The organism is Planctomycetota bacterium (assembly GCA_035574235.1).
GTDB lineage: Bacteria > Planctomycetota > MHYJ01 > MHYJ01 > JACPRB01 > DATLZA01.
On the sequence record DATLZA010000115.1, the window covers coordinates 1 to 25,393 of the forward strand.

Below are 25,393 nucleotides of genomic sequence, written 5' to 3' on the forward strand. Positions count from 1 at the left end.
GGCCCGCCGCTTCGCCGACCGCTGCCGGGAGGCGGGCTTCGACCGCGCTCTGGAGGAAGCCGGGGCCGGCCCGCGCCGCCTGAGGGAAGTCTTTCCGCCCCGGCTTCCGCCGGGCCCGCCGGGGGCTCCGCCTCTGGGGCCGGGCACGCTCGAGGCGATCCGGAAGCTTCAGCCGGGGGAGTTCACGGGGGTCGAGGCCGTCCCCGGGAATCTCTTCGCCGTCATCCGTTTGCGGGCGGCGCGGCCGGGCCGTCCGGCGCCCTACGCCGAGGTGCGGGGGGAGGTTTTCGAAAGCCTCCTTTCGGATCCGCCGGCGGAGGACGAGGGGCGCCGCTGGATCGACCGGGAGTTCGCCCGCCTCCGGGTCGAGTACGCGGCCCCGGGAGGGCCCTGAGGGACCCAAATTTTATGTATTTTTTTCATAAACTTTTGGCGCCCCGCATCGTCTATATAGACGGAGGGAGCCGATGACGAGGCTGATCCAGAAGACGATTTCCAAGCCCTGCCATCCCCGGTTCCTCAACGAGGTCCGGGGGCTCCTGAACGAGACCCTCGCGGAAGTGCCCCTCTCGCGCCGCGAAAAGGACCTCCTGATCCTGGCCGTGGACGAGGCGGTCAGCTCCGTCGTTCAGTACGGCCGCGACAAGGGCCTCCAGAATCAGATCACCCTGACCGTGGACATCGACGACGTGCGCTTCAAGGCCACGATCGTGGATTCCGCCAACGTCTTCGAAATGGGCCGGGGCCTCACCGAGACCCAGCTCGCCGAGCGCGTGTCCCGCGAGAAGGGCTACAGCCTCGGCATCTTCCTCATCCGGCAGATCATGGACGAGATCAGCTACGTCTACCGCAAGGGCTTCCAGAACGAGCTGGAACTGATCAAGTTCCTGTAACGCGCCGCTCCCGGAAACCCTCCTCCCTCGACTTGACGTCCCCGCTCCGATAGAATCCTGGCGCCCTTATGGAAATCCTGTGCCTCCTGGCCGGAGCCGCCGCCGGGGCGGCCGGCGCCTGGATCCTCGCCCGCCGGGCCCGCGAGCGCGCCGAGCGGCGCGCCCGCCGGATCCGCGAGCAGGAACAGGCCGCCCTCGTGGGAACCATCGCCAGCGGCATCGCCCACGAGATCCGCAATCCCCTCTCCACCCTCCGCATGAACCTCCAGCTCCTCCGCGAAGACTGGGCGGATCCCATCACCGAGCGCGAGCAGCGCGGCCGCCGGCGCATCGACGTCCTCCTGCGCGAAACCGAACGGCTGGAAAACGTCGTCTCCGACTTCGTCCGCTTCGCCTCCGGACACGCCCTGCGCCTGGAACCCACCAACCTCAACGACCTGGCCGCCGAGCTCCTGGATTTCCTCGCCCCCCAGGCCGAACGCGCCCGCATCCGCCTCCGCCGCGAGTTCGCCCCGGACCTGCCCCGCGTCGAGGTCGACCCCAACCTCATGCGCCAGGCCCTCCTCAACCTCCTCGTCAACGCCCAGCAGGCCATGCCCCACGGAGGCGAGATCACCGTCCGCACGGGATCCAACGGTGAGCACGTCCTCCTCCAGGTCCGCGACACCGGCCCCGGCATCCCTCTCGAGCACCGGGACAAAATCTTCAACCTCTATTTCTCGACCAAACCCGGCGGCACCGGCCTCGGACTCCCCATGGTCAAGAAAATCGTGGAGGAACACCAGGGCACCGTCGAGGTCGACAGCCGCCCGGGCGAAGGAGCCACGTTCACCCTATGCCTGAAAAAGTCCGCGTCCTAGTCGTCGACGACGACCGCGCCCACGCCGAGGCCGCCGCCGAAAGCCTCGAGCGCGCCGGCTACGCCTGCGCCGTGGCCTCCAGCGGCGCCGAAGGCGCCCGCCTCCTCGAGCAGGACAGCTTCGACGTGGTCCTCACCGACCTCGTCATGCGCGACCTCTCCGGCATCGACCTCGTGCGGCGCATCAAAAGCCGCGCCCCCGACACCGAAGTCATCGTCATGACCGGATACCCCTCCTACGAGACGGCCCTCGAGGCCATGGACGAGGGCGCCTACGACTACCTGAACAAGCCGATCGACCTCAACATCCTCCGCGCCAAGATCCGAAAGGCGGTCGAAAAACAGAAGCTCGTCCGCTCCAACGCCGAGCTGCGCCGCCAGCTCGACAAACGCTACGGCCTGGAGGGAATCGTCGGCAACAGCGAGGCCATGCAGACGGTCTTCGAAACCGTCCGGCAGGTGGCCCCCTCCAACGCCACGGTCCTCATCGTCGGCGAAAGCGGCACGGGCAAGGAGCTCGTCGCCCGCGCGATCCACGCGAACTCCCCCCGCCGCGGCAACCACTTCGTGGCCCTCAACTGCGCCGCCCTCTCCGACACGATCCTCGAAAGCGAACTGTTCGGCCACGAGAAAGGCGCCTTCACCGGCGCCATGTACACCCACAAGGGACGCTTCGAGTACGCCCACGGCGGCACGCTCTTCCTGGACGAGATCGGCGACATGCCGCTCACGGTCCAGATCAAGCTCCTGCGCGTCATCGAGTACGGCGAAGTGTTCCGCGTGGGCTCCAACGAACCCATCAAGGTGGACGTCCGCCTCATCGCCGCCACCCACAAGGACCTCCCCTCCCTCATCCGCGAAGGCAAATTCCGCGAAGACCTCTACTACCGCCTCAAGGTCGTGACGATCGAAATGCCCCCCCTGCGCGACCGCCTCGAAGACCTGCCCCTCCTCGTCCAGCACTTCCTGGCCGAGTTCTCCCAGACCTACGGAAAGAAGGCGCCGGAAATCACCCCCCAGGCCATGGAACTCCTCTACGACTACAGCTGGCCCGGCAACGTCCGGGAACTGCGCAATTGCATCGAAAGCATGGTCGTCCTGGACAAGGACGGGAAAATCGACGTCGAGGACGTCCCGCGCTACGTGCGCCACCCCGCTCCTTCCGAGGCCGGCTCCGCCGTCGGCGGGGTCAACCTCGAAGAGGGCGAAAAGGAACGCATCCGCAAGGCGCTCGCCCTCTGCGACGGCAACCGCGAAAAGGCCGCCCGCATGCTCGGCATCGGCGAGCGGACGCTCTACCGGAAGATCAAGCGCTACGGATTCAGCTAGCCGCCCATGCCCCGCTTCGCGATCAGCCGTCACACGGGAGCCCGCGAGGGCGACCACTACGATTTCTTCGTCGAACAGGGCGAGGTCCTCAAGACCTGGCGCCTGGAAACCCCCTCCCTTCAGCATCCCCAGAAAGCCCGCCAGATCCGCGACCACCGCAAGACCTATCTCGACTTCGAAGGCGAGCTCACCGACCGGCGCGGGCGGGTCACGCTCTGGGACTCCGGCGAGTGCGCCGTGGAGGAATGGACCCCCCGCCGGATCCGGCTTGCCCTCCGCGGACGCCGCACCCGCCTGCGCGTGCTCCTCGAGCGCGCCTCCTCCCCCGAAGGCTCCGCCGAGGAGCCGGCCTGGACGGTCGCCGACGCCTCCGCCGACGTGCGCCGCGCCGCCGCCGGCATCCTCGAGGCCGATCCCCTCGGACTGGCTCCGACCCCGGAGCTCGACCTCCTGCGCGAGGCGCTCCTCGGCGAGGAACGCCGGCTCATGGCTCAGGTGGATCTCTTCTCCCGCGGACAGGACCTGGAATGGGAAGCCGTCCGGACCGATCCCGACGTCCGCCGCCGCCTGGACGCCGAGGCCGCGCGATGGCAGCACCCGTGGCTGACGGCCGCCCGCGCCTACGCCGCCGCCCTCGACGGCCTGGCCCGCAAGCTCCTGGACCTGCGCCCCGTTCCCCTCTGACGCCGCCGGATCCTACCGGACGAGCGCCGCAACCGCCTCGCCCTCGACCCCCTCCATCTCGAGCCCCAGCCATCGCGCCACGGTCGGCGCGATGTCGATCAGTCGCATGCGTTCGATCACGGTCCCCGGCGGAATTCCCGGCCCGGCCGCCACGAAGCCCGTGTGAAGCTCCCGACGCCCGGGCCGCTGGCCGTGATTGGCCTTGACGCTGGGCGCCCCCTCGACGAGCGAGCCGGTCAGCGATCCCGAGATCGCCCAGCCGTCCGCCGGCTCCAGGGCCAGCGCGGCCTCCGGGTTGTATCCCAGGGCGTCCAGCTCCGGTCGCTCCAGCACCGTGTAGAGCCGTTCGCCGTCGAGCAGGGCCGACCGGCGGAACGCCTCCGCCACCCGCGGCACGTCCGACGGATCCTTGACGTACACCGCCGCCGAACCGCCGCTCGAACGCACGAGCGCCTTCCACGAACGAAGCTCCCCGCCTTCCACGTCGAGAAAACCCGCCGCGCGCAGAACCGCATTCGGATGAACCTGCCGGCGGACGTCGAGAAATCCGTGATCCCCCGTCACCACGAACGCGGTGCGTCCCTCCGCCCCCGCCTCCCGCACCGCCCCCAGAATCCGCGCCACCTGCGCGTCCTGCCGCCGCACCGCGTCCCGCACGCCCGGGCCGTCCCGCCCCTCCCGGTGCTGCGCCTCGTCCACCTGCAGCAGATGCACGAACTGGAGCGCCGGACGGTACCGGCGAAAGACGTACGCCGCCGCGCCCGAGACGAACGCGTCGATCGCCGACTTGTCCTCGGCGATCTTCTCCCGCGGCACGCCCAGCGCCAGGCAGAGCTCCAGGAGCAGCCCCGGCGTCGCCGCCGCCTGAAGCCGCGCCGCCGTTTCCCGGCCCTCCGGATCCCAGATCTCGCCGAGCACCCAGTCCGCCCGCGCCCCCACGCTCACCGGCCAGTACGTGATCGCGGTGGGCACCCCCTTCTCGCGCGCGGCGTCCCAGAGCGTCCGCGCCCGCAGATCCCGCGCGTGCCAGTGCCAGTCCCGCGTCGAGCCCCGCTCCGTCCAGAGGGTGTTGGCGTAAATCCCGTGCTTCCAGGGACGCACCCCCGTCACGATAGACGCGTGGCTCGGATAGGTCACGCTCGGGAACACCCCCTCCACCCCGCGGGCGTGCGCCCCGCGGCGGACGAGCTCCCGGAGCGTCGGCGCCTCGTACGCCTCGTCGAGATAAAACTCCGGCCGCAGGCCGTCGATCGAGATCAGAACCACCCGCTCGATCCGCCCTCCCGGATCCTGGGACGCCCCTGCCCTCGCCCCGAACGCCAGGGCGGCCGCGGCCAGGAGCCCGAGCCCCCCCGCGCGCCTCACCGCAGCCGCTCCAGAATCTCGTCCGCCCCGCTCACCCATTGCACCTCCGGGAAGGTCCGGAACCACATCGCCTGGTGGCGCGCCAGCCGCATCGTGTTGCGGTTGATCAGCCGCTCCATCTCCGCCGCATCGTATCGGCCTTCAAGGTACCCGATGACCTCCCGGTATCCCACCGCCCGGCGTCCCTCGGCCCCCCACGGCCGCTCCCGAAGCCGACGCACCTCCTCCACGAGCCCCTCTTCGAGCATCCGCCGCGTCCGCGCCGCGATCCGATCCCGCAGGTCCTCCCGCCGGATCGCGAAGACGTCCGCCTCCAGCGTCCGGCGCGCGAACTGCGTCTGGCGGGCGCTGATGGGTTCCCCCGTCTTGCGGTAGACCTCGACGGCGCGCACGAGCCTTTTGAGATCGTTCGGATGAATCCGCGCGGCCGCCGCGGGATCCACCCGCCGCAGTTCCGCATGAAGGGCCGGAGCGCCCAGCGCCACGAGCTCCTCCCGGAGCGCGGGATCGGCCGACGGCCCCTCGAAAAGACCGTACGCGAGCGCCTTGTAGTAAAGCGCCGTGCCGCCCACGAGAAGCGGACGCGGCCCCTCAGCCATCGCGGCCCGGGCATCGCGCACGAAGCGCCCCGCGTTGTAGCTCTCGGAAGGATCGCAGATGTCGATCAGGCGGTATTCCGTCCGGCGCCGGGGCTTGGCCGTCCCGATGTCCATGCCCCGGTAGACCTTCATGGAGTCGATGGAAATCAGCCGGCACCCCAGGCGGTCGGCCACCCGCTCGGCCGCTTCGTGCTTGCCCGAGGCGGTCTGCCCCAGAAGGATGATCGGACGCTCCACCGCCGGCGCATTATAGCAGCGCCCCGGACGGCGTTCAGCGCCGCGGAAGCTCCAGCTCCACCGCCTCGATGCGCGGCGGGCTCGAATCGATCTCGAACGCCGCGGAACGGACCTCGCGGCCGCCCGCCTCGAGGATCACGCGGCAGTCCTTCGCGTCCACGCGCGGCACCGTCCAGGAGAAGCTTCCCGACGCCGGGAGGTCCCGCGCGATCGTTTCCGAGCGGCCGCCCGCGACGAAGGTGAGCGTCGCCTTCGCCGCCGGCTCCCCGGACGTCCAGCGCAGGTCCACCGTGCTTCCGCCCTTGAGCGTCGCCGGCAGTTCCGTCCAAAGGACCGGACCCGCCGCCGCCGGCGGCGGGGCGGACGGCCCCTCGCCCCGCACCCGCACGACCGCCTGCGGCCGCGCCCCCGGCGCGGGCGGATCCCCCTGCAAACCCGCCGTCGTCCGCGCCACGAGGAACAGGCCGTATTCGCCCGGCCGGGAAGGCGCGAATTCCACGGGCTTCGACGGATCGTACGTCTGATGCAGCTTCCACGTGCGTCCGCCGTCCTCGGTGACGTAAAGAAGAAGCTGCTGCGCCGTCGAGACTTCCGACGTGTGAACCTTGTACTCCAGACGCACCGGCGCCGTCCGCTCGCCGGAAGGGACCGTCACTTCCGCCACCGGCCGCAGCGATTCGATCGCGAAGTCCCTCTCCGATTCGTCCGAAATCTCCCGGCCGCCCGCGTCGCGGTAGGTCACCCGCAGGCGGCACCGGCCGCTCGTGACCGACGGAACCGGCCTCCAGAGAAGACCGCCCGCCACGGGAGTGAGCGCCTCCCGCGGCACCGGCTTCCACGTCGCCCCGCCGTCGGCGGAGAACGCCACTTGGAGATCCGAAAGCGGCGCGGCCGTGCGGAGCTGAAGGACCTGCCCCGTGCCCCCCGCCACCACCTCGCCGCCGCGGAAGTTCAGAAGCTTGAGCCCCGCCGCACCTTCCGCAGCGACGACCTTGAGCCTGACGTGCGAAGATTCGTACTCGCGGCCGTCCGGCGCGGTCACCACCGCGCGAAGGACGTACTCCCCGGCCACCGCGGGGGCCAGGAACGTCACGTCCGGCCCCTTGGGCTCGTAGATCGGCCGCCACGACGCGCCGTCCTCCGAGAACTCCAGCCGCACCCCTCGGGCGGAGCGGAACACGGCCTTCGGCTCGATGAGAACCCTCATGAGCTTGCCGGCCTCCACGGAGGGATACGTGATCAGCCGGACCGCCTCGACGCCGGTGACGACCTCGAAGGCCACGTAGTTCGAACTGATCGGGCGGTTGACCGAGTCGCGCGCGGTGACCCGGGCGTGATAGCGCCCCTCCCGGTCGGGCAGCGTCACCCGAAGGGACGACGTGCTCATCGAGGCCCAGAGGCTCCACGTCCGTCCGCCGTCCTTCGAAATCTCAAGCGACGCCTCGCGGATCGTCCGGTCCGCCGACGCCCACACCACCTGGACCTGGGCGCCGAGGGGATACTGGCGCCCGTCCTCCAGACCCCGCAGCGTGAGGCTCGGCGGCGGGATGTCGCCGGGATCGAAGTCCGCCGTCAGATCCTCGCCCTCGTTTCCCGCCTCGTCGATCGCCACGGCGCGCAGCCGATACCGCTTTCCGGGCAGAAGGATCGTCCGCAGGTCGGCTCTTCCGGTGTTCGGATGCCGGGCCGCCGCCACGAACCACGTCCGCCCGCCGTCGGCCGAATACTCCAGCCGCACCGCCAGCCGCTCGGACGGCGAGAACGTGTCCGAGGCGGTCCACTCCACTTCCCAGTTCGCGTTGAGATACGTGCGCGTCCCCTGGGGGAGCGCGAAGCTGCGAAGCTCGATCTTCGGAGCCGTCCGATCGAACCCCACGACAAAATCGGGTTTCGGGACGCGCTCGGGCTCGACCGAAGGATTCCCCGCGCCGTCCACCGCCGCCACGAGGAATCCCCACAGGCCTTCGCCCGGAACCTCGGTCTCGATCGTCCCTTCCGCCACGCGGCTTTCCGCCAGGACCCGGTACGGCCCGCGGTCCGAAAGGGGCTTCCCGTAAAGCGTGACGCGCTCGACGCCCGAGGTGAGATCGGACGCCTTGTACTTGAGGGAAAGCCGGCCCGCGCGGGTGATGCCGGACGGGCGCTCGGGAAGACTCACCGTGGGAGGCTCGGCGTCGATCGTGAACGGCCGCTCGGATTCCGCCTGGGCGCGGTGGCCGAACCGGTCCTGCGCGACGAGCCGGATCTTGTGGCGGGCGCCGCCGATCGAGGGCACGACCCAGCGATAGGCGCCGCGCGCCGGGTCCACATCCGTGACCACGACGTTCCAGGTGCCGCCGCCGTCGGGGCTGTGGAAGATCGAAAGCCCCCGGGTGTCCGGATTGGCCTCGAGCATCCTCCAGATGATGTCCGCCGCGGTTCCGGCCCGCACGTATCCGCCGCCCGCGAAGGTTTCCAGCGTGATCTGAGGAGGCGTCGCGTCGATCGTGAGCACGAGCTGCGGTTCGGTGCCCTCCTCCGGCGGCCGCTGCGCGGGTCCGCCCTGGAGCCCCTGCTCCGTGGCGCACGTGAGGTAGATCGCGTACCGGCCGTCCGCCTTGGCGAAGAGCATCGGCGACTGTGCGTCCGGATCGTCGCCGTACTTGAGCCACTCCTTTACGTTTTCCGGCCGGTAGTAGAGGGTTACCCGCCGGATCGGCGCGGTGCCGCGGTTCTTGATCTCGTACAGGATCTGGACGGAATGGCTTCCCGACCGGTCCGGCCCCACGGCGCGCGCTTCCGGAACCGCGGCGTCCAGACCGAAGCGGTCGCTGACCGCTTCGCCGACGTTGCCGGCGAAGTCGGCGGCGGCCACCTTGAGGCGGTAGGCCGTCCCTTCCGCCTTCGGAGGCACCCAGCGGTAGACGCCTTCGTTGAGCAGTCCGCGGGCGACCTCGCGCCAGGTCTTGCCGTCATCCTCCGAAAGATGCACGGAGACCCCGTTGGCGGGCATGTCGAGGTTGTCCCGGGCCGACCAGCGCACGTCGAGCGGAACGCCCCCCAGATACCCTCCCCCCTGGGGCGAAAGAAGCTTCACCGAGGGCGGCGTTCGATCCAGAACGAGCGTGGCCGCCGGAGGCGTCCCCGGAACGGGGGCCGGCGGGGCGTTTCCCATCCGGTCTTCGCCCACCAGCCGCAGCCCATACACCCCGTCGAGATCCTGGAAGAGAAAGGGCGATTGCAGGTCGTCATCGTCGCCGTAGTGTTTCCAGGTTCGGCCGCCGTCGCGCGTGACGTAAAGACTCACGCGCTTGAGGCCGGCGCCGCCGGCGTCCCCGCCGCTCCACTCCAGGCGCACGGGAACCTCGCGCGCCGCCGCGGGGCCCTCGATCTTGAGGTCCGGAGCCAGGCCGTCGATCGTAAACTCGCGATCCGAAACATCCGCTCCCTCGTGGCCCGCCAGATCGCGCGCCACGACGCGGACGCGGCAGTGCGAGCTGGTGACCATCGGGAGATCCCAGTGGTACGTCCCCGTGTTGGGAAGATCCTTCGCGACGGCCATCCAGGGTCCGCCCGCTTCGGTGGAGACCTCGAGGCGCACGCCGGCCGGGGCGAGATTGGCGTCCCGCGCGGTCCAGCGAACGACCGTGGAACGCCCCGCCCCGAGAATCTCTCCGCCGTTCGGGGCCAGGACCTCGACCACCGGAGGAGCGGTGTCCACGACGACCCCATGTTCGGGGCGGTCGCCCGCCTTGGGAGTGAATTCGCGGCGTCCGTCCGGCCCCACGGGCACGACCAGGAAGCCGTAGCGGCCGTCGGCCGGGGCCTGGAAGGCCGCCGTGGGCCGCGCGGGGTCGATCGCCCCGTGGTTGGTCCAGTTCTGACCCTGGTCCGTGGTATACCAGAGTTCGGCGCTCCGCGCTCCGCCCAGGCGGGCGCGATCCACGGGGACATCGAGAAGGCGGCGGGGGCTGTGGACTTCGCGGCTGTCGGGGGCGGCGGGCGGCTTCTCGGAGGCCGGCGGCGTGTCCTGCGCGGCGGGGGCGGCGGGCGGCGGAGCCTGGGGCGGGGGCGCCGGGGCGGCGCAGGAGGCGCACAGAACCAGGAGCGCCGCGGGCCGGAGCGCGATTCCCCGGGGAAACGTCATAGGAGGTTCCTCTTCACATACTCCCTGGCGTTCAGGAAGAACTTGAGACCGTCGGGCTGGATCTCCAAACCTCTCCTCGTCCACCGCGGATGGTTCACCGCGTCCTGGAAGCGTTCCGGATGGGGCATCAGGCCCAGCACCCGTCCCGTCGGGTCGCACATCCCGGCCACGTGGCCGGCCGAACCGTTGGGGTTCCAGGGATATCCGGCCTCGCGCCCCTCCGGATCGACGTACCGGAGGACCAGCTGACCGGCCCGGTCCCAGCGGTCCAGGAGCGCCGAATCCCGCGGGAGGAACTTCCCCTCGCCATGGGCGACGGGCAGCTCCAGGATTTCTTCCGCTTTAAGGAATTCGGACTTTACGGACGAAACCTTGAGGAAAATCCAGCGGTCCTCGAACTTCCCGGAATCGTTGTTCGCCAGCGTGAGCTGCGAAGAGGAACCGTCGTCGAACGGGTCGGGGAGCAGGCCCGCTTTGACCAGCACCTGGAATCCGTTGCAGACTCCCAGGACCAGCTTCCCGTCCCGGATGAAAGACCGGAACTCCGGCATCAGCTTCGTTTTGAGTTCATTGGCCAGCACCTTTCCCGCGCCGAGGTCGTCCCCATAGGAGAACCCCCCCGGCACGAAGAGGAAATGATAGTCCTTGAGCCGCTCGGGCCGAGCGAAAAGGCGATTGACGTGGACGACGTCCACCTGAAAGCCGACCTTCTCGCAGGCGGCCCTGGATTCCTGGTCGCAGTTGGTGCCCGCGGCGCGCAGAAGAATCGCTTTCGGAGTCGTCATTTCGATTCGGGAGGAGGAAAAGTCTTCCGGTGCAGTTCATAGATCCGCCGGAGCTCGCGGATCGGCTCCGGATGATCGTCCACGCGCAGGTCGCGGTAGCGGTCCGTAAGGCCTCCGTAGCCCGCCCGCTCCCGAACCACCAGGAGCGCCGCCGACTGCTGACCGCGGGCGTCGCCGCCCGCCGCCTGCCCCGCCTCGAGCGCCGCCAGAAGCCGCTCGCCCAGGTCGCCGGCGGTCTCCCGAAACGCCCGGGCCATGGCGCGCACCACCTCTTCTCCGGCGAGAATGTTGCCCAGGCAGGCGAAGCCCTCGCCCGCGGCCGCCCCCGCCCACGGCAGGCATTCCTTGCCCGTATGCACCGCCGCGCGGCCCTGGGCGTCGAGGATCGCCACCTGCCGGCGTTCCCGGCCCGGGTCCTCCTCGAGCAGGCGCGCGAGCGCCGCTTCCGGCGTCTCCCCGCGCGCCAGGAGCTCCAGTCCGCGCGGCCCGAAGGTCGGATTCGCCCACGCCTGGGTGGCCACGGCGCCCACGCCCGCGCGGGCCCACGGCACGACGGCTCCCACCGCCAGGAAGCGGGACTGCACCGCCACGCCCAGCTCGCCCGTGCGCGGATCCCGCGCCACGATCGAGAACGTGGCCACGGGCGGATCCGCCGGGCCGGCCGCCGGCACGGAGCACCCGAGCGCCGCCAGGACGGGAAAAAGGCGCTTCACCATCTCAACGGGGCCTGCCAGGCTTCCTTGAGCGCGGCCACCGGCTCGTCGATCACCGGACGCCCCTTGCGGCCGAAGACGACCAATCGCCGGTCCTCGGTCACTTCCCCGAGCCGTACCGCCGGAACGCCGTCCAGGAGCTTCGAGAACCGGGCGGCGTCCGCCGCGCGAACCTCGACGAGAAACCGCGAGGGCGTTTCCGAGAAGAGCGCCTGATCGTCCCGGGAAACGCCGTCGACGCCGGCCAGATCGATCCGCAGTCCGAGATTTCCCGCGAACGCCATCTCCGCCGCGGCGACGGCCAGGCCTCCTTCGGAAAGGTCGTGACAGGCGCGGAGGAGCCCCTCCCGGATCGCGCGGTGGACGGCGCGGAAGATCTTTTTTCCCAGAGCGGCGTCCACCCGCGGCACCCGGGCTCCGCGATGGCCGTGCAGCCGGTAGTAGTGGGAGCCGCCCAGCTCATCGCGCGTGGGCCCCACGAGGTAGACCAGGTTGCCCGGCTCCTTGGCGTCCATGCTGACGGCGCGGCGGACGTCTTCCAGAAGGGCGATCGCGGAAATGAGCAGGGAATGCGGGATGACGATCCGCCGCCCGCCGGCCCGGAATTCGTTGTTGAGGCTGTCCTTGCCCGAGATGAACGGCGTTCCGTAGGCCACCGCCACGTCGTAGCAGGCGCGCGCGGCCAGGACGAGGGCCCCGAGGTTTTCGGGATCCTCGGGGCTGCCCCACGAAAAATTGTCGAGGATCGCCGTGCGCTCCGGATCCCCGCCCACGGCCACGACATTCCGGACCGCCTCGTCGATCGCGTTGGCGGCCATGTCGTAGGGCGAAAGATCGGAATAGCAGGGATTCATGCCGCAGCCGACGGCGAACCCCTTGTAATGCGTCAGCACCGGCCGGACCACGGCGGCATCGCCGGGTCCGTCGTGAAGAGCCCCGACCAGAGGCTTAAGGACGCTTCCCCCCTGAACCTCGTGGTCGTACTGACGGACGATCCACTCCTTCGAGCAGACGTTCCAGCTCCCCAGGATCCGTTTGAGGTCGTCCCCGTAGGTCTCCTTCTCCGGAAGCGAAGGCTCCGAGAGGGCCGGAGGCGTATAGGACGCGGAGCGCTCGAACCGGGGGATTCCGTCGTGCAGGAACTTCATGTCGAGCTCGCCCACGAGCCTGCCCTCATAGCGGAGGGTGAGCTTTCCGTCGCCCGTGAAGCGGCCGATGACCGTGGCCTCGACGTCTTCGGCGGAGAAGACGGCGCGGAGCTCCTCCAGGCGGTCCGGAGGCACGGCCAGGACCATGCGCTCCTGAGCTTCGCTGATCCAGATTTCCGTATAGGAGAGTCCCTCGTACTTAAGGGGGACTTTTTCAAGGTCGACTTCGGCCCCGAGTTCCGCGCCCATCTCCCCGACGGCGCTCGAGAGTCCGCCGGCGCCGCAGTCGGTGATGGCGGTGTAGAGCCCGCGATCGCGGGCCTGGAGGACGGTATCCAGAACGCGCTTCTCGACGATGGCGTTGCCGATCTGAACGGCGCCGCTGGAGGTCTTCTCGGACGTCTCGTCGAGCTCGGCGGAGGAGAAGGTGGCGCCGTGGATGCCGTCCCGGCCGGTGCGGCCGCCCACGACGACGACCAGATCCCCGGCCCGGGCCGCCTTGAAGGACTTGTCCCGCGGAAGAATGCCGACCGTGCCGCAGTAGACCAGGGGATTGCCGGTGTAGCGTTCGTCGAAGTAGACGGCGCCGTTGACCGTGGGGATGCCCATTCGGTTCCCGTAGTCGCGCACGCCAGCGACCACGCCCTTGAGGAGCCGCCGGGGGTGGATCGTGCCGGGCGGGATCTCGCGGGCGTCCGGGAGGCCCACGCAGAACACGTCGGTGGAGCAGACGGGCTTGGCCCCCAGGCCGCAGCCCAGAATGTCGCGGATCACGCCGCCGAGACCGGTATTGGCGCCGCCGTAAGGCTCGATGGCGCTCGGGTGGTTGTGGGTTTCGACCTTGAAGCACAGATTGTGCCGTTCGTCGAACTCGATGATGCCGGCGTTGTCCTGGAAAACGCTGACACACCAGGGCCGGGCGAGCTCGCGGGTGGCGCGGGCGATCGTGGATTTGAGGAGGTTCCGGATCGTCTCGCCGCCGAAATGGATGTCTCCCGTGAAGGTCTTGTGCTTGCAATGCTCGCTCCAGGTCTGGGCGAGCGTCTCGAGCTCGACGTCCGTGGGTTCCCGCCGGAGATCCCGGAAGTGCCGGCGGATGGCCTGCATTTCGGCGAGATTGAGCGACAGGCCCATCCGGCGGCTGAGGGACAGAAGTTCCTCGTCCGACGCGCCCGTGAGGGGCACTTCGACGCGCCGGAATCGATAGGGGGCCCCGAGCGCGATCCGTTCGAACCGGCGTTCGCCCACCTGCAGCTCGTCGACCGCCTCGTTGGCCAGGACGCGGGCGGCGGCCTCCCGGAGGCGCGCCTCGGAAACCGGTCCGCGGACGAGATAGCGCATCCCGGTCCGGACGCGGGAGGCGGAAAGACCCAGGTCGGCGATCGCCTTGAGGGCGCTGGCCTCCACGGGGTCCATGACGCCGGGGCGCTTGAAGACGAGGACGGCGCGGAGGCCCTCGGGGACCTCGGGCGGCTCGGCGGCCGGGCGCAGGGCGTACGTCTGGGCGACCGGATCGTGGAGAAGTTCGCGGGCGACGCGGTCGGCGGCGGCGCGGTCGAGGTCGCCCTCGAGAAGGTAGACCTGTTCGGCCCGGACGTCCTGAACCTCGGCCAACCCGTACTCGCGGAGCGCGGAAAGGGCCCCCCGGGAGGCGGGATCCACGAGGCCGTCCCGGGTCGCGACGTCCACACGCCAGAGCATTGCCGTGCGGGGACTCTAACACAGCGTCCGGGGGGAGTCAACGGACGGGACCTCCCTGCGGCGGGCGAGGAAAGGGTTCTCCTTGAAATGCCGATCTACCCCGGGGATAATCGGAAATCCCTTCTATGTCCGACGCTTCCAGCGAACGCGATTTCGAGCGGCCGATCATCGAAATCGAGAAGCGCATCGAGGAACTCGAAAGCTTCTCCCGCAAGGCCGGGGTTGACCTCTCGGCGGAAATCGAGAAGCTCCGCGCCCGGGCCAACCAGGAGAAGCGCGAGATTTTCGCGCGCCTGAACGCCTGGCAGCGGGTGCTTCTCTCGCGGGACCCGAATCGGCCCGACCTGGGCGACTATCTCGCCATGGTCTTCGAGGACTTCGTGGAGCTGCACGGGGACCGGGCCGTGGGGGACGACCGCGCGATCGTGACCGGCCTGGCCAAGGTGGGCGGCATCAAGGTGCTTCTCGTGGGCCAGCGCAAGGGAAAGACCACCAAGGAGCGGATGGCCTACAACTTCGGAAGCCCCAATCCGGAAGGCTACCGGAAGGCCATCCTCAAAATGAAGCTGGCCGAGAAATTCCGGCTGCCCGTCGTGACGCTCGTCAACACGCCGGGGGCCTACCCGGGCATCGGAGCCGAAGAGCGCGGCCAGGCCTTCGTCATCGCCCGCAACCTCTACGAGATGTCGCGCCTGCGCACGCCCATCATCTCCGTCGTCATCGGTGAGGGCGGCTCGGGCGGCGCGCTCGGAATCTGCGTGGCGGACAAGCTGGCGATCCTGGAGAACGCTTACCTCTCGGTCATTTCCCCCGAGGGATGCGCGGCGATCCTGTGGCGGGACGCGTCCAAAGCCCCGCTGGCGGCCCAGCTCCTTCGCCTGACGCCTCAGGAACTCAAGCAGCTCGGAATCGTGGACGAGATCGTCCCGGAGCCCCTCGGCGGGGCCCACCGCAATCCCAAGGAGATGGGAGACCTCCTGCGCGCCGCGCTCGTGCGCTACCTGGACGAGGCCCTCGCGACTCCGCTCGACCGCCTGCTCGAGCGCCGCTACGAGAAATACCGCCGCATCGGAGCCTTCCTGGAAAGCGAGCAGCAGAAACTCGTGGCCGGCGGCATTCCCGGTTCCGCCTGAGACGGGCGCGCTCAGGGAGCGTCTCCGAGCAGCCGGGCGACCCGCTCGACGAGATCCGCTCCTTTGAACGGCTTGGTCATGAAATCGTCGGCCCGCGAACGCTCCCTCCAGTACTCCTCCCCTTGGCCCGAATCGCGCGTGGCGGCCGTGAGCATGATCACCCGAATGCCGCGGGTCCTCTCGTTCCCCTTGAGATCCGCGCAGAGATCGAACCCCGACTTGCCCGGCAGCATCGCGTCCAGGATCACCAGATCCGGCTGGAACGCGGCCACCCGCGCCTGGGCGTCCGTCCCGTCCCCCGACGTCTCGACCTCGTATCCCCGCCCCCGCAGAAGATGGGCGATGATCTCACGGATGCTGCGGGTGTCCTCGACGACGAGGATTTTCCGGGGCATTCGGCCGATTATAGGGTCCCCCGCAGGACGGTCAACTCCGGGCCGGCCCAGCGACCTCAAATAATCCCTTGACCGGGCCCCGGCGGCGCCCCTACACTCCGCCGGAACATGACGGGGACGCCCCACCGGACGCCGCTTCACGAGTCCCACGTGCGCCTCGGCGCGCGGATGGTGGACTTCCACGGATGGGAGATGCCGATCCAATACTCCGGCATCGTGGAGGAACATACCGCCGTCCGGACCCGGGCGGGCCTCTTCGACCTCTCCCACATGGGCCGCGTGCGCGTGGCCGGGCCGGCCCGCCGCGCCTTCCTTCAGCGGATCCTCACGATCAACGTGGACAAGGTCGCCCCCGGCCGCTGCAAGTACACCTTCTTCCTCACCGAGCGCGGCACCACGATCGACGACCTCGTCTTCTACGCGGACCCCCAGCGCGATCTGCTGGTCGTCAACGCCTCCAACCGCGAGAAGGATCTCGACTGGCTGCGGCGGCACGCCCCGGCGGAGGGAGTCACCCTTCAAGACGAGACCTTCGACGTCGCGCTCGTGGCCGTCCAGGGGCCCCGATCCGTCGAGATCGTGCGGAAGGCCCTCGGGATCGACCCGTCCGGGCTGCGTTACTACTCCTTCGGCGCGTTCGGGGAATTCCTCGTGTCCCGAACCGGTTACACGGGTGAGGACGGTTTCGAGATTTTCGTCCCCAAGGCGCGCGCGGCGGAGACGTGGGAGCGCCTCTCCGGGGCGGGCGCGCCTCCGGCCGGGCTGGGCGCCCGCGACACCCTGAGGACCGAAGCGGGGATGCCGCTGTACGGAAACGAGCTGGACGAGACGACCACGCCTCTGGAGGCCGGGCTCGATTTCGCCGTGGATCTCAAAAAGCCGGATTTCATCGGAGCCGCGGCGCTCCGGACGCAGGGGCCGCCGTCGCGGCGGCTGGCGGGGCTCGTCCTCGAATCGCGCCGGATCCCCCGGACCGGCTACGAAGTCTTCCGGGAGGGGCGGGCCGTCGGCCGGGTGACGAGCGGCACGTTCGGCCCCACGGTGGGACGCTCCATCGCGATGGCCTACCTGCCGGCGGAACTCGCCCGGCCGGGCGAAGCCGTGGAGATCGACATCCGCGGCCGCCGCGAGCCGGCCCGTGTCGTCGCGCTCCCCTTCTACCGCCGTGAAAAGACTTGACACCTGAGGGACCAGGGGTAATTTAGGCGGCGGACGGACGGCGCGCCGTCCGCCGGGCACCTAGGGAGAGACCGGGATGAGGCCAGACGACTACAAGTACAGCGAAACCCACGAGTGGATCAAATATAACGAGAAGAAGAAGGAAGCCACGATCGGGATCACCGATTACGCCGTCAAGCAGCTCTCCGACCTCGTGCACCTGGAGCTGCCCAAGGTCGGGGACACCCTCGAGCAGGGGGCGCCGTTCGGCGAAATCGAGTCGGTCAAAACCGTGGCGGATCTCGTTTCCCCCCTGAGCGGCAAGGTCATCGAGGTCAATAAGGAGGTCGCCGCCGACCTCGACATCCTCAAGGAGGAGCCGTTCGAGGATGGGTGGCTCATCAAGATCAAGCCCTCCGATCCCAGCGAGCTTGAGTCCCTCATGACCAAGAAAGAGTACGAGGAGTTCCTCGAGTCCGCGGAGGAAGAGGAGGAAGAGGAGTCCGACGACTCCGAGGACGTCGACGAAGACGACTTCGTGTAGGCCGACCGGGTCGCCGCGTCCGGAAAACGCCGGGACCCTTCGCTCTTTCGAAAATCCGGATTTTCGCGAATGGACTACATCCAGAATACGCCCGAGGACGTCGCCGAAATGCTGCGCGCCGTGGGCGCTTCGTCGATCGACGACCTCTTCGCCTCCATCCCCGCCGACCTGCGCCTGACCCGCCCCCTCGACCTGCCGCCCGCGCTTTCCGAACAGGATCTGGTGGCCCACCTCGAAACCCTGGCCGCCCGAAACCGGGTCTTCGAGCCCACCCGGTCGTTCCTGGGCGCCGGGGGCTACAACCACTTCATCCCCTCCGTGGTGGACGCCCTCGCCTCGCGCGGGGAATTCTTCTCGGCCTATACGCCCTACCAGGCCGAAGCCAGCCAGGGCACCCTCCAGCACATCTTCGAATTCCAATCGATGATCTGCGAGCTGACGGGGATGGAGGTCGCCAACGCCTCCCACTACGACGGCGCCACCGCCCTCCAGGAGGCCGTGGCGATGTCGATCGACCACACCGGGCGGCGCAAGATCGTCCTCTCCTCGGCCCTTCACCCCCATGCACGCGCCGTGGTGCGCTCGATTTTCCGGGCCATGGACGTCCAGATCGTGGAGGTGGCCCATGTCCGCGGGGTGACCCCCGTGGCCACCCTCCGGGAGGCGGCCCAGGACGCCGCCTGCGTGGCGATCCAGAATCCCAATTTCCTCGGAGGCGTGGAGGACCTGGCGGGCGTCGCGGAGGCGGCCCATGCGGCCGGCGCGGTGGCGGTGGCGAGCGTTCACCCCCTCGCCCTGGCGATCCTCAAGTCCCCCGGAGAGGCCGGCTGCGACATCGCCGTGGGAGACGCGCAGCCCCTGGGGATTCCTCTCAGCTTCGGCGGTCCCTGGTGCGGCTTCATCGCCGCCCGGCGGGACTTCCTGCGCGAAATGCCCGGCCGCATCGTGGGGGAGACGGTGGACGCCGAGGGGAAGCGCGGTTTCGTCCTCACGCTCCAGACGCGGGAGCAGCACATCCGCCGCGAGAAGGCCTCGTCCAACATCTGCACGAACCAGGCCCTCATGGCGCTCCGCGCCACGATTTACATGGAAGCGCTCGGGCCTTCGGGAATGCGCCGCGCCGCGGAGCTCTGCGCGCGCCGGGCGCACGAACTGGCCGCGAAACTCGCGCGCGTCCCCGGGGTGAAACTCCCCTACTCCGCCCCCTTCTTCCACGAATTCGTCGCCGAAATTCCCCACGCGGCCCAGACGCTCGCGCGCCTCCAGGAACGCGGCTTCCTGGGCGGCCTCTTCCTGCACCCCTTCTACCGGGACCTGCGCGAGCACGTCCTTCTCTGCGCCACGGAACGCCACGCGCCGGAAGATCTGGACGCGTTCGTCGCCGCCCTGGCGGAGTGCCTCCGATGAAGACGATCTTCGAGAAAAGCCGCCCCGGCCGCGCCACCGTCTACTTCCCTCCGCCGGCGCCGGGCGAGCGCCCGATCGAGGAGATCCTGCCGCGGACCGCGCTCCGGGCCCGCCCCCCCGCCCTCCCCGAAGTCGCCGAGCTCGAGGTCGTCCGCCACTTCACCGAGCTTTCCCACCGCACCTTCTCGATCGACGGGAACTTCTACCCCCTGGGCTCCTGCACGATGAAGTACAACCCCCGCGTCAACGAAAAGGTCGCCGCGCTTCCCGGATTCGCCCGGCTTCATCCCTTCCAGCCGGCCGAAACCGTTCAGGGGATGCTGGAACTCCTCTGGCGCCTGGAGCGCATGCTCGCGGAGATCGCCGGAATGGACGCGGTGACCCTCCAGCCCGCCGCCGGCGCCCAGGGGGAGCTCACCGGCATCCTTCTCATCCGCGCCCACCACGTGGAAAACCGCCAAGGCCATCGCACCGAGGTTCTCATTCCCGACAGCGCCCACGGCACCAACCCCGCCACCGCCACCCTCTGCGGCTACCGCACGGTGAGCCTCAAGACGGACCGGCGGGGCGGCGTGGATCTCGAAGACCTCAAGGCGAAACTCTCCGACCGCACCGCCGCCCTCATGATCACCAATCCCTCGACGCTCGGGCTCTTCGAGGAACGGATCCGGACGATCGCCGACCTTGTCCACGGCGCGGGCGGCCTGGTCTACATGGACGGCGCCAACATGAACGCCATCCAGGGGAAGGTCCGCCCCGGCGATTTCGGCGTGGATGTGATGCACTTCAACCTGCACAAGACGTTCTCCACGCCGCACGGGGGCGGCGGCCCCGGCTCCGGACCCGTGGCCTGCACGAAGCTCCTGGAGCCTTACCTCCCCGTCCCGCGCATCGTCCGCGAGGGGGACCGGTTCTCGTTCGACTTCTCGGCCCCCAAATCGATCGGCCGGGTCAAGAGCTTCTGGGGCAACGTGGGGATGCACGTGCGCGCTTACGCCTACCTGCGCGCCCACGGTCCGGAAGGGATCCGCCGCAACGCGGAGCACGCGGTCCTCAACGCCAACTACCTTCTGGCCCGGCTCCGGGGGACCTACAAGGTGGCCTACGACCGTCCCTGCATGCACGAGTTCGTCCTGGACGGTTCCCCCTTCCGCAAATACGGCGTCCGGACGCTCGACATCGCCAAGCGCCTCCTCGACTTCCGGTTCCACCCGCCGACGATCTATTTCCCCCTGATCGTCCACGAGGCGCTCATGATCGAGCCCACCGAGACGGAGAACAAGGAGACGCTCGACGCCTTCGCCGACGCGATGCTCCGGATCGCCGAAGAAGCCCGCACGAACCCCGAGGTCGTCCGCACCGCCCCGCACACGACGGCCGTCAAGCGGCTCAACGAGGTGAAAGCCGCCAAGGAGCCGATCGTGCGCTGCTCGCTGTGCGGATAGAAGGCGGCGTCAGGGGAAGATCGGGAAGGGCAGCGGCGCCACCAGATCCAACCCCACCCGCGTCCCCGTGTAGCGCCACCCCTCCTGGTAATACCGGCGGCTGCGCAGATAGGCCGACCACGGATAGGGCCGGAAATAGGCGGGCCAGAACCAGTCGGGGCGGTAGAAGTAGCCGTCCAGGCGCGCCAGCTGGCGGAGCTGCTCCCGGTGGAATTCCTCCCACTCCTTTTCCCGGCGGCGCCGTTCCTCCTCCCGCCGCCGCGCGCGCTCTTCCTCCTGGCGGCGCCGGCGGTCCTCCGCCTCCTGTCGGCGCGCCCGCAGAAGCTCCGCCTCCGACCGCGTCATCCAGCGCCCGTCCACCTGAACGAACCCCTTGGCCGCCTGAGCTTCCTCGTACGGCAGCCACCGGTCGCCCACCTTCTCGTGTCCGAGCTCCCGATGCGCCCCTTCATGGGCCGGATCGAGCTCCAGAACTTTCCGCGCCAGCTCGTCCAGATACCGCGTCAGTCCGTTCTCGCGGCACCACTGCATGAGGCGGACGTACTCCTGCGGGTCGCGGGAGTCGCCGACCCGGCGGCGGCGCTCTTCATATTCGTGCAGGACCGTCCGGCCCGGACGGACGGACGTGACCTGATCCGCCGGAAGCACGATCCGCCCGTGCGGAACGTCCACGACGATCTTTCCCGGCTGATCGGGGGCCTCGCGCCGCACCCCCGTGATCGTCTTTCCGTTGGTCAGGACGATCTCGTCCGCCGCCGCCGGCAGCGTTCCGGCCGCCAGAACCATCGCCGCCCTGAGCACGATCTTCATGACTCCGTCCTCCGACGACTCCCTCTTAATATTATAGGACGCTCGCCCCCCAGGGTTCTCTGCTTTCGGGATTCCGCGCGGCCGTCGGCGTTACGCCCTCTTCGGGACTCCACTTGCGGCCCCGTCCGGCCGATAAATTTAGGGTAGGAACCGACGTGACTTTCAAAGACCTCCTGCGCCTGCTCCGGCGGCGGTGGCCCACCGCGGTGGCGGCGTTCGCGCTCGTCTTCGCGGGCTTCGTGGTTTTCTCCGCCGTCAAGGAACGCCCCACCTACCGCGCCCGCGCCAGCGTCATCATCGCCACGCCTCCCCTTTTTCTCAACGCCCAGAGCAACCAGTGGATCACCATCGACACCAAGGATCTGCCGACCTGGATCTCCATCATCCGCAGCCGGCGGATCCTGGACCGGGTCAAGGAGCGCCTGCGGCCCCAGGTCCCCGGCTGGCAGGACGCCTGGGCCGACAGCGTCCAGGCCTCCGCCGAGGGCGGCCGACAGATCGTGTGGATCGAGGCGGTCGCCCCCACGGCCGACGTGGCCGCCGCCATCGCCAACGCCGCCGCCGAGGAGGCCGTCCGCTTCGGCCGCGAGGACGCCCGCAACGAACAGCTCCGCGCCATCGAGCGCGCCGGCCGCCGGGCCCAGGACGAACGCCGCCTCCAGCAGCGGGAGATCGACGAGATCCGCCGCCTCCGGGCCGAAGCCCGCGCCCGCTTCGGCTCCGAAAGCGTCGAGGTGGATTTCCGCAAGCTGCAGGAGGACATCCAGGGTCATGAAGTGCGGCTCCGGGAGCTGGAGCGGCGGATCTCCTCCACCCGGCTGCGCCTCGAACGCCTCAGGTCCGACCGCTCCGTCGTCGAACATCTCCAGCGGGAGACCCTCCCCCGCGCCGCCACCGTCCAGGTCCGCATCCAGGAGAATCCCCGCGTGCGCGCCGCCGTCGAGCGCCTGGAGGGCCTGTACCGGACGCTGCACGGCCTGCGCCGCCGGTACACCGACGAGCACCCCTCCGTCATCGCCACGCGCGACGACCTGCGCGAGGCGGAGCTGGAGCTGACGCGCACGCAGTTTCAGGCCCTGGGGCGCGACCTGGACGCCGAGGAACTGTCCCTTCGCGCCGACGCCGAGCTGGCCGCGATCGAGCGGCGCGTCCTGGAGCCGGAGCTGAGGGAGCTCCGCGCCCGCCTGGAAAGCCTGGCGCCCGCCGTCGAGGAGATCCAGCGCCACGAGCGACTGGCCGCCGAGGCCGCCAAACGGGTGGAACAGGTGGAGGCGCTTCGCGTCCAGCTGGAAACCTCGCCGGAGCCGCTGGCGTACGTGACCTCTCTCGACCCCGCCCGCGCGGACGACGCCCAGCCCGTGGAACTTCGCCTGCGCAAGTCCTGGCCGGTGGCGCTTCTGGCGGGCGTGATCGTGGGGCTTTCGTTCGCCTTCCTGATGGATTTCCTGGACACCTCGCTCCGGACCGATTACGACGTCCGGCGCCACCTCGACTGGCCCGTCCTCGCCGTGGTTCCCAAGGTCTCCGAGGCCGAAGTCCTCGGCTTGAGGGCCGTGCCCGCCAGCGCCCTTCCGGAAATCTTCGACACGCTCGCCACCGTGCTTCTGTCCCTCCCGTCCACTCAGCCGCCCCGCGTCTTCCTGGTCACCAGCACCAATCCTCGGGAGGGCAAGACGGCCGCGTCGGTCAACCTGGCCGTCGCCCTGGCCCGCCAGGGGCGGCGGACGCTGCTCCTGGACGGCGATCTGCGCGCCCCCTCGATCCACCGCCTGCTGGCCCTGCCCAACGACGCGGGCGTCAGCGAACTTCTGGCCGGCACGGTCACGCTGGGCGACGCCGGCATCTTCCAGGACGTCCCCGAGGTCCCCAACCTCAAGGTCATCACCAGCGGGGCCAGCCCCGGAAATCCGTACGAGCTTCTGGACGCCGCCCGCGTCGGCGCCCTCATGGCCCCCCTGCGCGACTCCTTCGACGCCGTGGTCCTGGACACGCCGCCGGTCCTGCGCACCGGGGATGCCCTCAAGTTCTCCTCCGCGGCGGACGCGGTGCTTTTCGTCGTCGAATCGGGCCGGACGGACCAGCGGCAGGCCACCTGGGCCAAGCGCCTGCTCGAGAACGTCCAGGCGAAGGTGGCGGGCGTGGTCCTCAACCAGGCGGCCCGCGAGAGCGAGGAGTATTACTACTACTACGGACACCGCAAGGAAACGCGGGCCGTTTAGTACTTCTGCGCCGACTCCTTCAGGCAGTACACGTACCCCGCGGCGTTGGCCACGTAGATGTGATCGTCGGCCGTGTTGGTCAGAATATGCTGGAGGACGCGGGTCGGATAGCGCCCCACGATCTTCCCGCTCTTCTCGTCCATCGCGTAGATTTCGTTCTTGGGGCCCAGGATGTAGATCCGCTCCTTGCCCTTGAAGAGGAACCGCTCCGCGAGGGGCAGCTTCCAGCGGAGGTTGCCGTTGCGCTTCGGGCCGAGCGCCTGGCCGGTCTTGGGGTCGCGATGCAGGGGCAGAATCTCGAACGCGTGAAGCGCCCCGCCCTCGGTGGCCACGTAGACCGTTTCGCCCACGGCCACCGCGGGCGACTTGATCGGCGCCCCGCACTCGTACTTCCAGATGAGACCGCCCGAATTCGCGTCGAGGGCGTAGAAGGCGTTATCCATTCCGCCCACGAAGAGGAACGTCGTCTCCCGCTGGGCCTTGGCCTTGCGCGACTTGTCGTCCCCGGCGGCGGCCGGAGGCGGAGCCATCATCCCCGCGCCCGCGGCGGCGGCCGGAGCGGGCGAAGGGGACGGCGCCACCTCTTCAGGATGACGGTAGACGTGGATGATCGGATCCGCCTTCAGCTCCCGTTCCGTCGCGTACGTCCAGTTGAGGTTCCCGTTTTCGACGTTGTAGGAGTAGACCTTGCCGTCGTGGCAGACGAAGTACAGCGAGGGGGGATAATAGATCGGCCGGTTGAGGACCTGGTTCTCGCGGCTGAAAATCTCCGCCCGGTAGAACGTCTTCTCCAGACCCTTGTTCTCGACATCCAGCGCCCACACGCGCGCCAGGTCCGCGCCCGCGACGAAGACGTAATTCCGGATGGCGTACGGGCGGGCCGAGGGAATGAAGCCCAGGCGGCGCGACCAGACGAGCTTGCCGGACAGGCGATCGACGCAATAGCAGATCTGGCGGGAAATGAAGTAGACGTTGTCGCCGTAGGCCTCCGCCTTCAGAAGCTCCCGCAGGTCCGACCGGCGCTTCTGAAGCTCCTGCGTTTCCTTTCCGGGACCCGTCAGGCGCAGCTGGTCCTCGATCCGCCGGGCCAGAAGCTGCAGCTCCGTCTCCAGCTGCCGCTTGCGCTCCGGCACCCCTTCGGCCACGACCGGAGGCCAGTCCAGCGGGGTGTCCGTCTCCACCGTGAAGATCCACTGAACCCGGCCGGTGAACCGGTCCATGGCCACCACCTGGTTGTCGGGAGTCTCCAGGAACAGCTGGTCCCCCGCCAGGGTCATCCGCACGATGGGCCGGTTGGAAAAGCGGTACTCCCACTCCACATGGCGGAACGGGAGCGAACGGACCTCGTCGAGAACTTCCCTCTCGCCCGGATCGCCCGTGTCCCAAACGACGTCCTGGCGGCCGTCCATTTCGGCGTTGAGCCGCTCTCCGCCGCAGGCGGACAGGGAGGCCAGGAAGATCCCGGCGGCGGCGGCGCGGAGCCGGGCGGCGGGCGTCCTCATGGGGCCTCCTTCCTCTTGAGGTAGTCGGCGAGGTTGACCTTGTGCTTCTTTTCGTATTCGGCGAGCTTCTCGATGCGGGCGATGTCGTCCTGAATCCGGTTGACCAGCTTGAAGATGTAGGGCTTGCCCTTGAGCCGGTCCCGCAGGTCGCCCAGCATGAGCTCCCAGGAGCCGTTGTAGAGCTCGTCCCGCAGCGCCACCAGGGTGCGTTCGTCGGCGGAGAGGGCGGCGGCGAACTTCTCGTGCGGCGATGTCTTGCCGGAGGCCATAGTGAAGGATCGTCCTCCCCGCGCCCGCTCCCTCGGCGGTCGGCAGGATTCTAGGGCCGCTCCCATAGGCTG

General features: G+C 69.2%; 20 protein-coding genes and 1 pseudogene. 11 read left to right on the forward strand and 10 right to left on the reverse strand.

The window, feature by feature from the left end:
• From VNO22_10465 to VNO22_10485, 5 genes are all read left to right on the forward strand, one after another.
• Window positions 1-394 (forward strand): hypothetical protein (locus tag VNO22_10465; GenBank protein ID HXG61790.1); only part of this gene is annotated, 394 nt, incomplete at its 5' end.
• Between the two features lie 73 nt (window positions 395-467).
• The gene (locus VNO22_10470; GenBank protein HXG61791.1) at window positions 468-893 is read left to right on the forward strand and encodes an ATP-binding protein; all 426 of its coding nucleotides are present in this window, start codon (window positions 468-470) and stop codon (window positions 891-893) included.
• Window positions 894-961: 68 nt separating this feature from the next.
• A complete protein-coding gene (locus VNO22_10475; GenBank protein HXG61792.1) occupies window positions 962-1,753 on the forward strand; it encodes an ATP-binding protein in 792 nt (263 codons plus the stop codon).
• Window positions 1,729-3,081: a sigma-54 dependent transcriptional regulator gene (locus VNO22_10480; protein ID HXG61793.1), complete on the forward strand. Its 1,353-nt coding sequence runs from the start codon at window positions 1,729-1,731 to the stop codon at window positions 3,079-3,081. The genes VNO22_10475 and VNO22_10480 overlap by 25 nt, the downstream gene beginning before the upstream one ends.
• A 6-nt stretch (window positions 3,082-3,087) precedes the next feature.
• Window positions 3,088-3,765: a DNA polymerase ligase N-terminal domain-containing protein gene (locus VNO22_10485; GenBank protein HXG61794.1), complete on the forward strand. Its 678-nt coding sequence runs from the start codon at window positions 3,088-3,090 to the stop codon at window positions 3,763-3,765.
• Window positions 3,766-3,777: 12 nt separating this feature from the next.
• On the opposite strand, the gene VNO22_10490 is transcribed toward VNO22_10485, so the two are convergent.
• The 6 genes and pseudogenes from VNO22_10490 to purL all read right to left on the reverse strand — a co-directional run bounded on the left by VNO22_10490 (window position 3,778) and on the right by purL (window position 14,427).
• Complete coding sequence (locus tag VNO22_10490; GenBank protein ID HXG61795.1) at window positions 3,778-5,130, reverse strand: ectonucleotide pyrophosphatase/phosphodiesterase; 1,353 nt, start codon at window positions 5,128-5,130, stop codon at window positions 3,778-3,780.
• Window positions 5,127-5,966 (reverse strand): tRNA (adenosine(37)-N6)-dimethylallyltransferase MiaA, encoded by an 840-nt coding sequence (gene miaA / locus VNO22_10495; GenBank protein HXG61796.1) that lies wholly within the window; start codon window positions 5,964-5,966, stop codon window positions 5,127-5,129. Before miaA ends, VNO22_10490 begins: the two co-directional genes overlap by 4 nt.
• A gap of 34 nt (window positions 5,967-6,000) precedes the next feature.
• On the reverse strand, window positions 6,001-10,092 hold the full coding sequence (locus VNO22_10500; protein ID HXG61797.1) for a hypothetical protein: 4,092 nt from the start codon (window positions 10,090-10,092) through the stop codon (window positions 6,001-6,003).
• Entirely contained in the window at window positions 10,089-10,877 is a 789-nt protein-coding gene (purQ, locus tag VNO22_10505; protein ID HXG61798.1) for a phosphoribosylformylglycinamidine synthase I, read from the reverse strand. Before purQ ends, VNO22_10500 begins: the two co-directional genes overlap by 4 nt.
• A 35-nt stretch (window positions 10,878-10,912) precedes the next feature.
• Window positions 10,913-11,593 (reverse strand): annotated as a pseudogene (locus VNO22_10510) (DUF1028 domain-containing protein).
• Window positions 11,587-14,427 (reverse strand): phosphoribosylformylglycinamidine synthase subunit PurL, encoded by a 2,841-nt coding sequence (gene purL, locus VNO22_10515; GenBank protein ID HXG61799.1) that lies wholly within the window; start codon window positions 14,425-14,427, stop codon window positions 11,587-11,589. The pseudogene VNO22_10510 and the gene purL overlap by 7 nt, the downstream one beginning before the upstream one ends.
• Before the next feature lie 137 nt (window positions 14,428-14,564).
• On the opposite strand from purL, the gene VNO22_10520 reads away from it, so the two are divergent.
• Entirely contained in the window at window positions 14,565-15,572 is a 1,008-nt protein-coding gene (locus VNO22_10520; protein HXG61800.1) for an acetyl-CoA carboxylase carboxyltransferase subunit alpha, read from the forward strand.
• An 11-nt stretch (window positions 15,573-15,583) separates the two neighbouring features.
• On the opposite strand, the gene VNO22_10525 is transcribed toward VNO22_10520, so the two are convergent.
• Entirely contained in the window at window positions 15,584-15,967 is a 384-nt protein-coding gene (locus tag VNO22_10525) for a response regulator (protein HXG61801.1), read from the reverse strand.
• A gap of 108 nt (window positions 15,968-16,075) precedes the next feature.
• Here VNO22_10525 and gcvT point away from each other — a divergent pair, with 108 nt between their 5' ends.
• From gcvT to gcvPB, 4 genes are all read left to right on the forward strand, one after another.
• Window positions 16,076-17,146, forward strand: coding sequence for a glycine cleavage system aminomethyltransferase GcvT (gene gcvT, locus VNO22_10530; GenBank protein ID HXG61802.1), 1,071 nt, complete (start codon window positions 16,076-16,078; stop codon window positions 17,144-17,146).
• Window positions 17,147-17,222: 76 nt separating this feature from the next.
• Window positions 17,223-17,669 carry a glycine cleavage system protein GcvH gene (gene gcvH, locus VNO22_10535; GenBank protein HXG61803.1) on the forward strand — a complete coding sequence of 149 codons (447 nt, stop codon included), beginning with the start codon at window positions 17,223-17,225 and terminating at the stop codon, window positions 17,667-17,669.
• 69 nt (window positions 17,670-17,738) lie between these two features.
• Window positions 17,739-19,076, forward strand: coding sequence for an aminomethyl-transferring glycine dehydrogenase subunit GcvPA (gene gcvPA / locus VNO22_10540; protein ID HXG61804.1), 1,338 nt, complete (start codon window positions 17,739-17,741; stop codon window positions 19,074-19,076).
• Window positions 19,073-20,521, forward strand: coding sequence for an aminomethyl-transferring glycine dehydrogenase subunit GcvPB (gene gcvPB, locus VNO22_10545; protein HXG61805.1), 1,449 nt, complete (start codon window positions 19,073-19,075; stop codon window positions 20,519-20,521). The genes gcvPA and gcvPB overlap by 4 nt, the downstream gene beginning before the upstream one ends.
• A gap of 9 nt (window positions 20,522-20,530) precedes the next feature.
• Here gcvPB and VNO22_10550 read toward each other — a convergent pair whose 3' ends face one another.
• The gene (locus VNO22_10550; GenBank protein ID HXG61806.1) at window positions 20,531-21,331 is read right to left on the reverse strand and encodes a hypothetical protein; all 801 of its coding nucleotides are present in this window, start codon (window positions 21,329-21,331) and stop codon (window positions 20,531-20,533) included.
• A gap of 155 nt (window positions 21,332-21,486) precedes the next feature.
• Between VNO22_10550 and VNO22_10555 the strand changes: the two genes are divergently transcribed.
• Entirely contained in the window at window positions 21,487-23,550 is a 2,064-nt protein-coding gene (locus VNO22_10555; protein HXG61807.1) for a polysaccharide biosynthesis tyrosine autokinase, read from the forward strand.
• Here VNO22_10555 and VNO22_10560 read toward each other — a convergent pair.
• Entirely contained in the window at window positions 23,547-25,052 is a 1,506-nt protein-coding gene (locus VNO22_10560; protein HXG61808.1) for a PQQ-binding-like beta-propeller repeat protein, read from the reverse strand. The genes VNO22_10555 and VNO22_10560 overlap by 4 nt on opposite strands.
• Complete coding sequence (locus VNO22_10565; GenBank protein ID HXG61809.1) at window positions 25,049-25,321, reverse strand: hypothetical protein; 273 nt, start codon at window positions 25,319-25,321, stop codon at window positions 25,049-25,051. The genes VNO22_10560 and VNO22_10565 overlap by 4 nt, the downstream gene beginning before the upstream one ends.
• Window positions 25,322-25,393: the final 72 nt, after the last annotated feature.